Consider the following 14,164-nt stretch of genomic DNA (forward strand, 5'->3'; position numbering starts at 1 on the left):
ACAATGACGACCTACACCAACAGGCCTGATTGCGCTAACGCCTGCGTAACACTCTCTGGAGCATCTGGAGCAGCAGCGCGGAACAAGTGATAGAAGTTAGCCGTGGTTTGCATAGCCACCTCATCTACGCTGATACCCCGAGCCTCTGCAATACACGCAGCGACTTCAACCACCCAAGCGGGTTCGTTGGGCTTTCCACGATAAGGCACAGGTGCCAAATAGGGGCTATCAGTCTCAATTAATAGGCGATCTAGCGGCAGCTGTCGCGCCAGCTCGCGAAGCGAGGCGGCATTGCGGAAGGTAATAATGCCCGATAACGAAATATAGAAACCTAAGCGCACCGCTTCCCGCGCCATCTCGATATCCTCTGTGAAGCAGTGTAATACACCGCCCACCTTGGGGTTACTATACTCGCGCAATAGAGAAAGCGTTTCTTGTTTAGCGTCGCGAGTATGAACAATAACCGGCAACTCCAGTTCGCGCGCCGCCAACAAATGACGCTTAAAGCGCTCATGTTGGATATCAATAGGGACGCTGTCTTGGTAGTGATAATCAAGCCCAGTTTCACCTATCGCTACTGCACCGTACTGTTCAGCGGCTTCTACAATATCGTCAACGCTCGGTTCGTTGGGCGTGGTGTGCAGAGGGTGTAAGCCTGCAGAAATAGCCACATCCTGGTGCTCTCTGGCAATCGCTGCTAAACCAGGCAACTCTTCTAAGGTCACCGAAATAGCGAGAAACTGGCTGACATTGGCAGACCGGGCCGCCGCTAGGGTAGCCGAAATATCGCCGCCATGGGTATGCTCAGATAAGCGGTCCAGGTGGCAGTGTGAGTCAACAAACATACAGGTCTCGCTTTTGAATAAATAAGTGTCGCTTACGTCAATTCACAGCGTAAACGACGGAGGAGCTTTATCTAACTGGCCTGCCAGAAGTGTTTCAATGCGATCTCGCACCGAATAATCCTGCTGGCTGAAGTGCACACCAATGCCAGGGATGCGGCGACCGCTCACCCCTTCCGGGGAGACCCAAATCACTTTCCCGGTGACTGAAAGCCGCTCACTCTCGCCAGGCAGCGTCAGTAACAAAAACACTTCTTGGCCGAGAGCATAAGGCGTTTTAGTCGGCACAAAAATGCCGCCCCGATCGAGAAAAGGCATATAAGCGGATAGCAGCGTCGGCACATCGGGTAACGTCAAAGAGAGAGCTTTTTGAGCAGCCATTATAACCTCGCGCGGCGGCTAATGGATTTATGAGCGCAACAGCGCCGACCAACGTACCAGCCATGCTTCAAGGACGAGCTGTGGGTTAGGGTTGGCGCCCACAGCCAGCAGGCGGCGCTGCTCGCGGGCATAATCCAATAGCCGAAACCAGTCTTGTACACGGGCGTTTTTAACCGCCTGGCGATAAAGCGGCTCTAAATCAGGGTTATGCAGCGCTGTGGTTTCGCCTGATAGGCCTAATCGAATGAGATCTTCAAGCCATGCAATACCGTACCATAGGATGGCATCTATCGCTTGGCGATCGAGCCTTGCTGCCTCGGAAACGGGTTCTGCGCCGCGCACCAACTGCTCAAAGCAGTCGTGAATTTGGTGGCGCAACGCCCGCTCATCAGGCACAGCCAGCTCTATAGCCAACAGTGGCAACCCTCCAGATACTCGCCACCAAAAGTGCGCTTCGTCGCTTCCCAGCTTCTCGGTCAACCAGCCTTGGCACGCCTCAAAAGGCACACTTGCCAACGGCCACTGCTGACACCGGGAACGGATAGTAGGCAGCGTCCGCGAGGGTACGTCCGAGAGCAAAATAAACAGCGTTTTTTCACCTGGCTCTTCCAAACTTTTAAGTAAGGCGTTAGCCGCTGCGGTGTTCATCGCTTCAGCGGGGGATATTACAATAACCCGGTAACCGCCCTGCTGAGCGGTTTGTGACACAAAGCGATTAACATCACGTATCGGATCAATCCGAATCTGCCGCTTACCCTCTTCAGGAGAGATACGCAGCAAGTCAGGATGATAGCCCGAGGCGAGCATGGCACAGCTATGGCACTGGCCGCAGGCTTGTTCTGTCGGCTTTGCGCAGAGTGTTTTCGCCACTAAGGCGTCCGCTAGCTGCTGTTTCCCGACGCCATGTGCACCACTGATAAGCAATGCATGGGGCATACGATCATCATTCGCTAAGCGAACGAACTGCTGCCAGGTGTCATAGTGCCAGGGCAGCACATCCGTTAACGCCATAGCGCTAACCGCTCTTCCAGCACTGTTGCCAGCGCTGCCTGCACGTCGTCAAGGGCCTGCTCGGCATTGATTATCGCAAACCTTTCTGGCGCTGCCGCTGCTCGGCTTAGGTAGGCCTGCTGTACCGCTTCAAAAAAACTTTCCTGCTCTTGCTCAAAGCGGTCACGCTGGGTGTGTTGGTCACGTAGCCGCCCTTCTAAGCGCGTTTTTGCAGCTGCAGGAGACATATCCAGCAAAAGTGTCAGGTCTGGCGAGAGCCCCTTTTGCACAAACTGCTCCAACTGAGCAATGCGAGAAGGGGCAATGCCACGACCGCCGCCTTGATAGGCAAAGGTGGCATCGGTGAACCGGTCGCAAACCACCCAAGCACCGCGCTCAAGCGCAGGCACAATTTTTTGGGCTAAGTGCTGGGCTCGGGCAGCAAACATTAACAGTAGCTCAGCGTCGCTATTAAGTGGCTCTTCTTGCGTGGGATCAAGCAGCAGCCCACGAATCGCCTCGGCCCTCGGCGTGCCTCCCGGCTCCCGGGTGAGCACCACGTCTACGCCACGCGCCTTTAGCCAAGCCTCCACAAACGCCACATTGGTAGATTTACCTACCCCCTCTCCACCCTCTAGCGTGATGAAGCGTCCGCGCTTGGTCATTGCAGCCCCTTAGTAGCCAGATACACCATAAAATAGTCTGCTTATAAAATCGTATTCAAAAAATCATCGGTTACGGATATAGCGATTAACAGCGTTATTGTGCTCACGCAGCGTGCGGGAGAAATGGTGCGTACCATCGCCTCGGGAAACGAAATAGAGCGTCTCACCTGGCAAGGGATTAACCGCGGCTTCCAGCGCAGCACGCCCGGGCATTGCGATCGGCGTAGGTGGCATGCCATCGATCACGTAGGTGTTATACGGCGTGGCCTCGCGTATATCCGCACGAGTAATACGTCCCTCATAACGCTCCCCCATGCCATAAATAATCGTGGGGTCGGTTTGCAGGCGCATTCCTTGCTCCATTCGCCGCTTAAATACGCCGGCAATTTCACGACGCTCTTCGGGCGCGCCGGTCTCACGCTCAATTAATGAGGCCATAATCAGGGCTTCATAAGGCGTATCAATCGTAAGGTCATCATCGCGACCCTCCCATACCTCTTCTAGGATACGCTCCATGCGAGTAAGCGCCTGACGCAAAATATCAACATCGCTCATTCCCAGGTGGTAGCGGTAGGTGTCAGGGAAAAACCAGCCTTCGGGAAAAGTTCCTTCACGACCCAATAGCGACATCACCTCTTCATCGCTTAATTCAGCGGTGCGCTGCTCTAGCTTAGGTGCCACGCTGAGCAAGCCACGCATCTGGCGAAACGTCCAGCCTTCGGGAATGGTAAGCGGATAGGTCACAACGTTATTGCTACCTAATAACGCGACCATCTCTAACCCACTCATGCCCGGCGTAAGCTGGTACTCCCCCACCCTTAGCCGCGGCACGCGCTCGGGCTCCATTCGCGCCATTAGCTGAAAGGCCCACGCATCGCTAATAATTCCCTGTGCCTCTAGCTCCCCCACCACCTGATTAAAACCGGCGCCTGCTGGCACTTGGTAGAGAGTAGGTTCATCAAGGGTTAATGGCGCCTCTAATCGGCTTTGCCAATAGACGTAACCACCTGCTGCCGCGGCTGCGCCAAGCACTACCAAGATCCCCACTGCGGCTAATAACCGTTTCACCATGACACCTCAACGACTCTTTTAAAATTCTACCTAACGGGATAAGGGCAAATAGCCAAGTAAACGATGCCCCAAAGCTTGTAATCGGTCATGCTCAGCCAGCGGCCAAGAGCGCAGTTCACTGCCCGATTCATTAAGCAGCACTCTAACTGGCCATACCCCTTGAACAGAGTTGGCCACCCATAAACGCTCTACAGTAGGTAAGGCATTTAGCGGCAGTATCGCTTCACGCACTACCCCCTCATCTAATAGCGCGGCACGCAGAGTACCTGCTACACCACAGCGCTCAAGTGATGGTGTAAATAGCGCCCCTGCCTGTTGCCAAAAGACGTTCATACTAGTGGCTTCCACCACATTTTCGTCCGCATCAGCTAGCAGACCTTCTGCAATCGCGCTATCGCGCCACTCCTGGCGCGCCAGTACATTTTCTAAACGGTTGAGGTGCTTAATACCCGCCAGCAGCGGTTGGAAGCCAAGGCGTAGTTGGCAGATGCGTACGCTAACCCCTTTCTGCCAACGTTCAGCATTGGCTACAAAAGGCGTTCGCCGACTTAGCAGCCGTGGCGCCGCCACATCCGGCAGTGCGTAACCGCGCCCACCACTTCCCCGGGTTAGGATTAGCTTAAGCACTTCAAGCTCAGCAGCAGAACCTTCTTGCCAAGTCGCGTGGAGCTGTTCGATCGGCGGTAACGGGATATTTAAGCGCGTACAGCCACGTGCCAAACGCGCGTAATGATAAGGCCAAAGCACTGGCTTACCGGCGCGCATTAAGACTGTTTCAAATATCCCGTCACCATACGCTAGCCCACGGTCATCAAACGGCACCTGGGGCATAGACACCGCTCATTACACCTTTGTAAACAGCAGCGAGCCGTTGGTGCCACCAAAGCCAAACGAATTGGACAGTGCTACATCAATACGCATTTCACGGGCGGTATGCGGCACGTAATCGAGATTACAGCCCTCTTGGGGGTTATCCAGGTTAATTGTGGGCGGAGCCACCTGGTCACGTATCGCCAAAATACTGAAAATGGCTTCCACCGCACCAGCAGCGCCCAAGAGGTGACCAATCATCGACTTGGTAGAGCTGACCGCCACCTGCTGGGCTGCGCTGCCCAACACGCGCTCAACCGCACGGCTTTCTGCTAGATCACCCGCGGCTGTCGACGTGCCGTGAGCATTGATGTAGTGCACTTCAGAAGGCGCCATTTTGGCATCTTTGATAGCATTGCTCATTGAGAGCGCAGCGCCACGGCCATCTTCAGGCGGTGCCGTCATGTGGAAGGCATCATCGCTCATGCCAAATCCTGATAGCTCCGCATACATCGTCGCCCCCCGCGCCTTGGCGTGCTCGTACTCTTCTAGCACTAGGACACCGGCACCGTCTGATAGCACAAACCCATCGCGGTCAGCATCCCAAGGGCGGCTGGCCGCTTCTGGGCTATCGTTGCGCGTTGAAAGCGCCCGCGCGGCCGAAAATCCACCCAACCCCAGCGGCGTGGTCGCCATTTCTGCGCCACCACAAATCATCACGTCAGCATCACCATAGGCAATCGTACGTGCACTGTAGCCAATGTTGTGGGTGCCGGAAGTACAAGCGGTGGTAATAGCGATGTTAGGGCCTTTGAAGCCGTGCTGAATCGCCATGTTGCCAGAGATCATATTAATAATAGAGCCGGGCACGAAAAACGGCGACACACGACGGGCGCCCCCTTTGATTAGCGCATTGTGATTATGCTCAATCATCGGCAGCCCACCGATGCCCGAACCAATCGCCACGCCAATGCGCTCTGCATTCTCTTCAGTGCACTCAAGCCCTGAGTCTTGAATCGCCTGAGCACCGGCGGCCATGCCGTATTGGATAAACAGGTCCATCTTGCGGGCGTCTTTGGGGTTCAGGTAAGGGCTAATATCAAAATTCTTTACCGAACCACCAAAACGCGTATTGAAGCCGCTGGTGTCAAAATGCTCTATCGGCGCTATGCCACTTTTGCCCGCGAGAATGTTCGCCCACGACTCATCTACGTTGTTACCCACTGGGGTCACCAGGCCTAACCCAGTTACCACTACCCTTCTACGCGCCATCAGCTTACCTCCAGGCATCCATGGTGACACGACCCATCCGGGTCATTTACTGCTGAAATTTGGTGACTAGTATAACGGAGATTGAACGTTATATTCATTGTGACCGTAAAGCAAAAAAGCCGCCCTGTGCCAGGACGGCTTTTTTTGGTGCGGGCGGTTAGCACGCCGCCCTGGTTCAATGCGTCGACTCAGCCCTTACTGGTGGGCGTTTACGTAGTCGATGGCTTCTTGAACCGTAGTGATTTTTTCAGCTTCTTCGTCAGGAATTTCAGTATCAAATTCCTCTTCCAAAGCCATCACCAGTTCAACGGTGTCGAGGGAGTCGGCACCTAAGTCTTCCGTGAAAGAAGAGCTATTCTGGATGTCTTCTTCTTTAACGTTTAGGCGCTCTGCCACAACTTTCTTCACGCGCTCTTCAATAGTACTCATCAACGTGCTCCATTCGTTCACACTAGCCGTTATAGATAACTAGCCATTTGGAAACCGCAAGCCAAAAGCTGCGGGGTAGTTTATAGACGCCCTTGGGCCGACGCAACCGCCAAGCCCAAGGCCATCAACGCATATTCATTCCGCCGTTAACGTGCAGCGTTTCACCAGTAATATAACCCGCCGCATCACTTGTCAAAAAACCAACGGCAGCGGCAATTTCATTAGGCTCGCCTAAGCGCGCTAGAGGAATTTGCTTCAACAGCATTTCGTGCTGCGCCTCAGGCAGTGCTTCTGTCATATCGGTGGCAATAAAACCAGGCGCTACGGCATTAACAGTAATTGCCCGTGAAGCCACCTCTCTGGCCAATGCCCGGCTAAAGCCTTCCATACCTGCTTTTGCAGCAGCATAGTTAGCTTGGCCTAAATTGCCCATCGTTGCCACAACTGAACTGATCGACACGATACGCCCAAAGCGTGCTTTTGTCATACCACGTAGGCACGCTTTAGTAACGCGATAAACAGATTTGAGGTTGGTATCCATTACGGAGTCCCACTCGTCCTCTTTCATACGCATGAGCAAGTTATCGCGCGTAATGCCCGCATTATTAACCAAGATGGTTGGCGCACCAAATTGCTCGTTAATTGCTTTCAACACGTGGTCGATGCTTGCCTGATCGGTGACATTCAGGCACATGCCAGCGCCATCAATGCCGTGCTCTTTAAGGTCAGCATCTATTTTCTCAGCACCTGACTCACTGGTCGCGGTGCCCACCACTATGCGGCCTTGACGCCCAAGCTCATGAGCAATCGCTCGCCCAATGCCTCGACTGGCGCCAGTGACCAGCGCAACTCTACGTTCTTGCGTCATAACGTTCTGCCTTTAACCATATAAAAAAGCAAGGATAGCGGAAAATTGCCGCGTCTCACGCGTCGTCAGCCAACGCTTCACGCGCAAGCTCCAGCGCAGCATCCAAGCTATCGGGATCGTTGACGGCCAAACCTTTCGCTCCCCGCACAATACGCTTATTTAGCCCGGTGAGCACTTTACCAGGGCCACACTCAATAAATACGTTAGCACCTTGCTCTACCATGGCTTCAACGCAGGATGACCAACGCACCGGTTGATAAAGCTGCTCAATAAGGCGGGTACGCAAGGTTTCAATATCAGCGTGGGCCTGCGCATCCACATTTTGGATGACGTTGTAGCGAGGTGCGCGCAGCTCTATCTCCTGCATCGCTTGAGAAAGACGCTCCGCTGCAGGGCGCATTAAGGCACAGTGGGAAGGAACCGACACCGGCAGCGCCATAGCACGCTTAGCGCCCGCTTCCTGGCAGGCTAAAATAGCGCGCTCAACGGCACTTTTACCACCCGCAATCACCACCTGACCGGGAGAGTTAAAATTAACGGCAGAAACCACTTCTCCCTGGGCAGCGCTGGCGCAAGCCGCTTCCACAGCACTATCTTCAAGCCCCAGGATTGCCGCCATACCGCCTTCGCCAGCAGGCACTGCTTGCTGCATGGCCTCGCCACGTAAGCGCACCAGCTTCACACCTTCTGCAAAGCCCATAACACCTGCACATACCATAGCGCTGTATTCGCCCAGACTGTGACCTGCCATCACGCTTGGGCGGGGGCCCTCTAACTCTTGCCAAACACGCCAAATAGCGATGCTTGACGAAAGCAGCGCAGGCTGGGTGCACGCTGTGGCGTTAAGTGCTTCTTCTGGGCCTTCTTGTACGACTTTCCATAAATCGTAGCCCAGAGCATCTGACGCTTCCTCAAATGTCGTTCCCACCACACTATAGCGCTCGGCCAGCTCTCGCAGCATTCCTAGCTGCTGAGAGCCTTGCCCGGGAAAAATGAGGGCAAGGGGTTGAGACATGTCGTTCACCTTTGCTCTTGTAGGCGTTTGCTCATTATTCGAGCGATAGGCGTAGTTAAGGGCGCCGTCTTCAACGGTTTTTGGCATATCCTGCTGCCGCCGATAACTCGCAAAATAGTTTACCAACGTTTTATTATCTCATGCCTGCGACGGTGAGTGACGCGACCAGCGCCCCTCGATTCGCGCCGGCAGTTCATGCTCGACTTCTTGCAGCGCCCGCTGGATAGCATAGTAGAAGCCATCTGCACCAGCACTCCCGTGGCTTTTAACCACAATCCTCTGCAAACCCAGCAAACTGGCCCCATTATAACGCACAGGGTCCAGCTCTTGCTTCAAACGCTTTAGTACAGGCTTGGCCAGTAGGCTTGCCAAACGCCCACTTAGGCCTGATTCAAACGCCATTTGCACACGCTCTACCAGCATACGGGTCAAACCTTCACTCGCTTTCAGAGCCACATTACCTACGAAACCGTCGCACACTACCACATCAAGCTCGCCCTGAAATATATCACCGCCCTCGGCATACCCGTGGTAGTCAAATGCTAGATCGGTTGCGCATTCACGCAGCAAACGATCGGCTTCACGCACGTTAGCACTACCTTTGGTTGCTTCAGCACCAACATTAAGCAGCGCGACTTTGGGCCGATCAATTCCATCCATACAGTGGGCCATCGCAGCCCCCATCATGGCAAAGTCGAACAGCCGATGGGCGGGCGAGTCTACATTCGCTCCCAAATCCAGCAAATAGCAGCGGCGCCCTCTGCGAGCAGGAATAGCGGTACTAATTGCCGGCCTGGAAATACCGGAAAGCATACCCAGCTCTCGTCTTGCAAGCGCCACTAAAGCGCCGGTATTCCCCGCACTGACACCCGCTAATGCGTCGCCTTGCGAAAGGCTCTGCAGCATTCGCGCCATACTTGTGGAATGACCACGACGAAGCGCCCATGACGCAGTAGCCTCCGGGGAGACACTATCTGGCGCATCCGCTACCACTAAACGTGACGTTGCCGCAGCCAGGGGCTGCGGCAAGCGCGAAAGCTCAGCATCAATCTGCTGATGCGGACCAAACAGGGTTAGCTCTAGATCAGGGCGCTCAATGACCGCCCTTGCGGAGCCTTCGACAATGGCACGGGGGCCTTGGTCACCCCCCATTACATCAATCGCTAGGCGCACGCAGCACCCACCCTGTTTTGCCGCTCATAAAAGCGTTAAGGCTTAAACCTCAACGACCTTACGACCACGGTAGAAACCGTCTGGAGAAACGTGGTGACGCAGGTGAGTTGTGCCCGTTTCTTTGTCCTGGGACAGGGTCGGTGCGCTCAGCGCATCGTGGCTACGACGCATGCCGCGCTTGGAACGAGTTTTACGGTTCTGTTGAACTGCCATGGGTGTTTACTCCAAGGTATGTAGGGTAAGTAGTGCTTACTTTTTGCCTTTCAAGGCGCCGCTGTTTTTCAAAGCGTTGAGCACCGCGAAAGGGTTCTTGGCTGAAGCGGATTCCTCCGCTGCGCCTTCGGTCTTGCTGACCAGCTGATCCGCCGAGACGTGGCATTCAGCCTCATCGTGATAGACCACCTGTGGCAGGCTGAGGATAAGCTCATCCTCGACTACCGTCAGCAAGTCCAGCTGTTCATTTTCCACCAGCACAGGTTCATGACTGGCAGGCAGCTCGGCAGCCAAGGCTTCGTCAGTGATCATTCCAAGCAGGAAGTCACTGGACACGTCTTGGCTAAGCGGCTCTAGGCAGCGGCGACAGGGCAGTGCCAGCGTCGCTTGCAATTGGCCACGAATTTCACGACGACCTTGGGCATCAACGCCAAACTCAAGCACGACATGACAGTCGCCGGTTTGGTCTCCTGCTTCTTCAGCAAGACGTGGCAGCTTATCAAGCGCCACTAAGCCTTCTAGTCTTTCGCGGCGGGCTGCGAGCTTATAAGGCTCAACCCGACTGGGGAGTTGTGAGGTCAACATAGGCGCGCAATGATAGGCACTCGCCCCGCTGGTGTCAAAGCCGCCAAGACATTTCTTACTAGTTTCTCTCCCAAATCAGGCCAAATAGGCATGCTGTTTGGGTTTCGTTACACTCACACTACCATGCAGGAAAGCCAACACACTGCCTTACAAGGAGTCTAAAGTGCCACAAATGGATAACGCCCCTTTGGTCCTGGCATCTAGCTCACGCTTCCGCCAAGCGCTGCTAGATCGGCTACAACTGCCCTACCAGTGCTATTCGCCAGACATTGATGAAACCCCCTACCCGGGCGAGTCACCCCAGGCGCTCGTGCACCGCCTTGCCTTAAGCAAAGCCAACGCTGTGGCTGATCGATTCCCTAATCACTGCATTATTGGCTCTGACCAAATAGCCCTGTTTGAAGGGGACATCCTTGGCAAACCGCACACGAGCGAGCGCGCCTGCGCTAATTTGGCGCGTTTTTCGGGCCAGCGAGTGACTTTTTTAACCGGCTTGGCGTTGCTGGATACTCGCCACCAGCGTCATCAAGTTCACATTGAGCCTTTTGACGTTGCATTCCGCTCACTCAGCCAACAAGAAATTGAGCGCTACGTTTCTCTAGAGCAGCCACTGGATAGCGCTGGCAGCTTCCGCATGGAGGGGCTGGGTATTGCACTCTTTGAAAAGCTAGAGGGCCGCGACCCCAACGCGCTAATCGGGCTGCCGCTCATTGCACTATGCAGCATGCTTCGCCAGGCGGGCATGAACCCGCTTGGCGACGATTAATGGGGAAACCCAAAACAGCGCATTACTACACCTAAAGGCTAGGGCGACTCAAAGCGCAGTGGAGAGCTAGATGATGATACGCCAAGCACCTCTGCTGCCGCTTGCGTGAAGCGACGCGTCAACCGCTCAAAGGGATCTAGACGCGGCGTGTAGTCTTCCCAGTGAGTTCCACCCACTTCGGCACGCGCCAGCTGTTCCAGACTAGCCAGCTCATCCACCAACCCCAGCGCCAGCGCCTGCTCACCACTCCAAACCAGCCCTGAAAACACCTCAGGGCTATCGGTTAACCGCTCACCGCGACCAGCACGCACATCATTAACAAACTGCTCATGGGTTTGGTTAAGCACACTCTGCCAGAACACTTCTACGTCCTCACCCAGGGGCTGAAAGGGGTCCAAAAACGCTTTATTGTCACCCGCTGTGACTACCCGCCGCTCAATGCCTAGCTTATCTATTGCCTCTTGGAAACCGAAACCCGCATATATAACACCGATGGAGCCCACCAAACTTGCGGGTGAAGCCATAATCTCGTTGGCAGCAGAAGCGATGTAATAGGCGCCGCTGGCACCCACATCTTCAATCAGCGCATAGATGGGCTTATCGCCCTGCTCACGTAGCCGCATTATTTCTGCGTAAATACGCTGAGACTGGACAGGACTGCCGCCTGGGCTATCGATATGCAGCACTACCGCTGCGGCATTATCAGCCGACCAGGCACGGTTTAGCCCACGAATAATACGCTCTGCGTTAGCTGGCGCATCACTGGCAATGACTCCACGCACTTCTACCAGCGCCAGATGAGACTGCGCTGGCGTGGAGGCCGTGGGTTCCCCCCACCACACGCGATAAACCGTAGTCGTTAACGAGACAAGCACAATGGTCAAAAACAATAAACGGAAAAACAGCTTCCAACGACGCGTTCGGCGCTGCTCGGTTAAAACGCCACCAACCCACCGATCCATCATTTCCAACTGCGCCAACCGCTGGCGCTCGCGCAGGGTTTCGGCGTCATCACTGGCATCGCCTGCTAACGCCGCCTTCCCTTTGACAGACCTTGAGACGTCAGGGCCTTGGGTCCATCGGTCTTCTACCGCCTCGTTAGGCTGCTCTTCTACCGCCTGCGGCTGCTCACCATCGCTGCCGCGCTTTTGATCATCGCTCATAAACTGCCCTTAACTGTGCCGGAGTGAGGTTAGCCGTATAGCCAATCAAAAAGCTCACTAATATTATGCGCCACCCAGCGAGGCTGACTTAGCGCTAAGCGAGACGGCGTATGAACACCATAGGTCACCGCTACGCGGTCCATACCAATGGCTCTGGCCATTTCCATGTCGTATTCGGTGTCCCCAACCATCACCGCACGCTCAACAGGAATAGCGAGTTCCTCCAACAACTCGCTAAGCATTTGCGGATGAGGTTTCGAGCGCGTTTCATCTGCCGTTCGGCTAGCGTCAAACCATCCACCACTGCCCGTTTCGGCAAACACACGATCAAGACCGCGACGACTTTTTCCTGTCGCCACCGCTAGCCGCTGCTGCTCGCGCTGCCGCAAACGCGCTATCTGAGCGTCCACGCCTTCAAAAAATGGCATTGGGGTGGTATCGGAGTGAACAAAATGGTGGGCATAGCGCTGCCGCAGCAGCTCTGCCTGCACTGGCCCGATTCCCGGGCAAAGCTTATTGATCGCCTCGGGTAGCCCCAGGCCAATAATATCCTCAATAGCGCTAACGCTCAGTGCATCCCACTCCGCATCCACAGCTGCCGCCTGCATGCAGGCAACAATTTTAGGCACCGAATTCATCAGGGTGCCATCCCAGTCAAAAATAATCAGTTCGTAGCGCATACGGGTTCCTTATCGCCGAGCCCGCTGCAGCGCTGCTTCCAACGCTTCTGGCAGCGGCGCCTTTACCGTCACAGGCCGACCATTGCCCGGCTCAGGAAACGTTAAAGCACGCGCGTGTAAAAACAGCCGATCCACTTTCAATTGCTGAGTCATATGCACACTTTCACGGGTCGAATATTTGTCGTCGCCCAGCAGCGCATGCCCCGCATGGGCGGCATGCACGCGAATCTGGTGCGTACGCCCCGTCACGGGCTCAGCTTCAACAAGGGTGGCTTTCTCGAATGTCTCGACGACTGAGAACAGGGTGCGCGACACTTTGCCGTTGGGATCAACTCGCACCCGACGCTCGCCGTTTCCGGCATCAAAACGGTCTAATCGAGCGCCTACATACGTTTTCCGCGCTGGCCACCGGCCATTGACCAACGCCAGGTAGCGCTTGTCCATTGCATGCTTCTTCAAAGACTCATTCAGGGTTACCAGCGCATCGCGGGATTTAGCCAGCAGCAAGCACCCAGAGGTATCACGATCTAACCGATGCACAAGCTCTAGGAACGTAAGATCGTCTCGGACTTGCCTAAGCGCTTCGATTAAGCCAATTTTTACGCCGCTGCCACCGTGAACCGCCAACCCAGAAGGCTTATTGAGCACCATCCAGTCTGGGCCTTCCATAATCACGCTACCAATCAGTAGGTCGCGCAAATTATCACTCACCTCTTTTACCGCCTCTCGCGGGGCTAGGCGCAGCGGCGGTACGCGCACCAAATCTCCTGCCTGCAGCCGGTAATCGACTTTAACGCGTTTTTTATTAACCCTTACCTCACCTTTACGTACGATGCGATAGATCAACGCACGTGGCGCTCCTTTTAGTCGGGTCATCAAAAAATTATCAATTCGCTGACCCGCCTGCTCCGGGGCGATATCCACCCACTGTACTTCGCGCCCTTCGGCCATTGCCGCGCACTCCTGGTATGATTTTCTAACGTCAGGCTAAAAACGGCATTCTAACGTAGACCAATGGGCATTGCGTCAATTGCTGGTAGTTGTCTTTACTGTTATATTCCAAAACGCTCATCGGTTTAGCGTGGATAACGTGTAGATAACCGTTTTATTACACGTTAGCTTCCACGGTTAAGCCAAGCACCTGCCCGACTAACACGCAGGTCAGAGCATGGGGTGATAGGTTAGTGTACGCATTACCCACCCCCCAACGTATTAAAAGCACGTACTGAAATAACGTATTG

General features: G+C 54.7%; 17 protein-coding genes. 1 reads left to right on the forward strand and 16 read right to left on the reverse strand.

What is annotated here, in order from left to right:
• Positions 1–11: 11 nt before the first annotated feature.
• The 13 genes from P8S54_RS03755 to P8S54_RS03815 form a co-directional block, all read right to left on the reverse strand.
• Positions 12–845 carry a TatD family hydrolase gene (locus P8S54_RS03755; protein ID WP_281443295.1) on the reverse strand — a complete coding sequence of 278 codons (834 nt, stop codon included), beginning with the start codon at positions 843–845 and terminating at the stop codon, positions 12–14.
• Between the two features lie 42 nt (positions 846–887).
• Positions 888–1,223: a PilZ domain-containing protein gene (locus tag P8S54_RS03760; protein ID WP_009099319.1), complete on the reverse strand. Its 336-nt coding sequence runs from the start codon at positions 1,221–1,223 to the stop codon at positions 888–890.
• 27 nt (positions 1,224–1,250) lie between these two features.
• Positions 1,251–2,234, reverse strand: coding sequence for a DNA polymerase III subunit delta' (locus P8S54_RS03765; protein WP_281443296.1), 984 nt, complete (start codon positions 2,232–2,234; stop codon positions 1,251–1,253).
• Positions 2,225–2,878: a dTMP kinase gene (gene tmk / locus P8S54_RS03770; RefSeq protein WP_009099315.1), complete on the reverse strand. Its 654-nt coding sequence runs from the start codon at positions 2,876–2,878 to the stop codon at positions 2,225–2,227. The genes P8S54_RS03765 and tmk overlap by 10 nt, the downstream gene beginning before the upstream one ends.
• Before the next feature lie 63 nt (positions 2,879–2,941).
• Positions 2,942–3,949: an endolytic transglycosylase MltG gene (gene mltG / locus P8S54_RS03775; protein WP_009099314.1), complete on the reverse strand. Its 1,008-nt coding sequence runs from the start codon at positions 3,947–3,949 to the stop codon at positions 2,942–2,944.
• Positions 3,950–3,979: 30 nt separating this feature from the next.
• Positions 3,980–4,780 carry an aminodeoxychorismate lyase gene (gene pabC / locus P8S54_RS03780; protein WP_281443297.1) on the reverse strand — a complete coding sequence of 267 codons (801 nt, stop codon included), beginning with the start codon at positions 4,778–4,780 and terminating at the stop codon, positions 3,980–3,982.
• Positions 4,781–4,792: 12 nt separating this feature from the next.
• Positions 4,793–6,031, reverse strand: a complete 1,239-nt coding sequence (fabF, locus tag P8S54_RS03785; RefSeq protein ID WP_281443298.1) for a beta-ketoacyl-ACP synthase II — start codon at positions 6,029–6,031, stop codon at positions 4,793–4,795.
• Positions 6,032–6,226: 195 nt separating this feature from the next.
• A complete protein-coding gene (gene acpP, locus P8S54_RS03790) occupies positions 6,227–6,460 on the reverse strand; it encodes an acyl carrier protein (RefSeq protein WP_008956801.1) in 234 nt (77 codons plus the stop codon).
• A 124-nt stretch (positions 6,461–6,584) separates the two neighbouring features.
• Positions 6,585–7,328: a 3-oxoacyl-ACP reductase FabG gene (gene fabG, locus P8S54_RS03795; protein WP_009099308.1), complete on the reverse strand. Its 744-nt coding sequence runs from the start codon at positions 7,326–7,328 to the stop codon at positions 6,585–6,587.
• 55 nt (positions 7,329–7,383) lie between these two features.
• Positions 7,384–8,343, reverse strand: a complete 960-nt coding sequence (gene fabD / locus P8S54_RS03800; RefSeq protein WP_281444058.1) for an ACP S-malonyltransferase — start codon at positions 8,341–8,343, stop codon at positions 7,384–7,386.
• A gap of 138 nt (positions 8,344–8,481) precedes the next feature.
• Positions 8,482–9,516 (reverse strand): phosphate acyltransferase PlsX, encoded by a 1,035-nt coding sequence (gene plsX / locus P8S54_RS03805; protein ID WP_281443299.1) that lies wholly within the window; start codon positions 9,514–9,516, stop codon positions 8,482–8,484.
• A 42-nt stretch (positions 9,517–9,558) separates the two neighbouring features.
• Positions 9,559–9,729 (reverse strand): 50S ribosomal protein L32, encoded by a 171-nt coding sequence (gene rpmF, locus P8S54_RS03810; protein WP_009099300.1) that lies wholly within the window; start codon positions 9,727–9,729, stop codon positions 9,559–9,561.
• Positions 9,730–9,765: 36 nt separating this feature from the next.
• The gene (locus P8S54_RS03815; protein ID WP_009099297.1) at positions 9,766–10,314 is read right to left on the reverse strand and encodes a YceD family protein; all 549 of its coding nucleotides are present in this window, start codon (positions 10,312–10,314) and stop codon (positions 9,766–9,768) included.
• Between the two features lie 172 nt (positions 10,315–10,486).
• Between P8S54_RS03815 and P8S54_RS03820 the strand changes: the two genes are divergently transcribed.
• The gene (locus P8S54_RS03820) at positions 10,487–11,080 is read left to right on the forward strand and encodes a nucleoside triphosphate pyrophosphatase (RefSeq protein WP_281444059.1); all 594 of its coding nucleotides are present in this window, start codon (positions 10,487–10,489) and stop codon (positions 11,078–11,080) included.
• A 38-nt stretch (positions 11,081–11,118) separates the two neighbouring features.
• On the opposite strand, the gene sppA is transcribed toward P8S54_RS03820, so the two are convergent.
• The 3 genes from sppA to P8S54_RS03835 are packed head-to-tail and all read right to left on the reverse strand — an operon-like array spanning position 11,119 to position 13,874.
• Entirely contained in the window at positions 11,119–12,243 is a 1,125-nt protein-coding gene (gene sppA, locus P8S54_RS03825) for a signal peptide peptidase SppA (protein ID WP_281443300.1), read from the reverse strand.
• Between the two features lie 29 nt (positions 12,244–12,272).
• The gene (locus tag P8S54_RS03830; protein WP_009099290.1) at positions 12,273–12,923 is read right to left on the reverse strand and encodes an HAD-IA family hydrolase; all 651 of its coding nucleotides are present in this window, start codon (positions 12,921–12,923) and stop codon (positions 12,273–12,275) included.
• 9 nt (positions 12,924–12,932) lie between these two features.
• Positions 12,933–13,874, reverse strand: coding sequence for an RluA family pseudouridine synthase (locus P8S54_RS03835; RefSeq protein WP_009099287.1), 942 nt, complete (start codon positions 13,872–13,874; stop codon positions 12,933–12,935).
• Between the last annotated feature and the right edge of the window lie 290 nt (positions 13,875–14,164).

Origin of the sequence: Halomonas sp. M1 (assembly GCF_029581375.1) — a bacterium.
Lineage (GTDB): Bacteria > Pseudomonadota > Gammaproteobacteria > Pseudomonadales > Halomonadaceae > Vreelandella.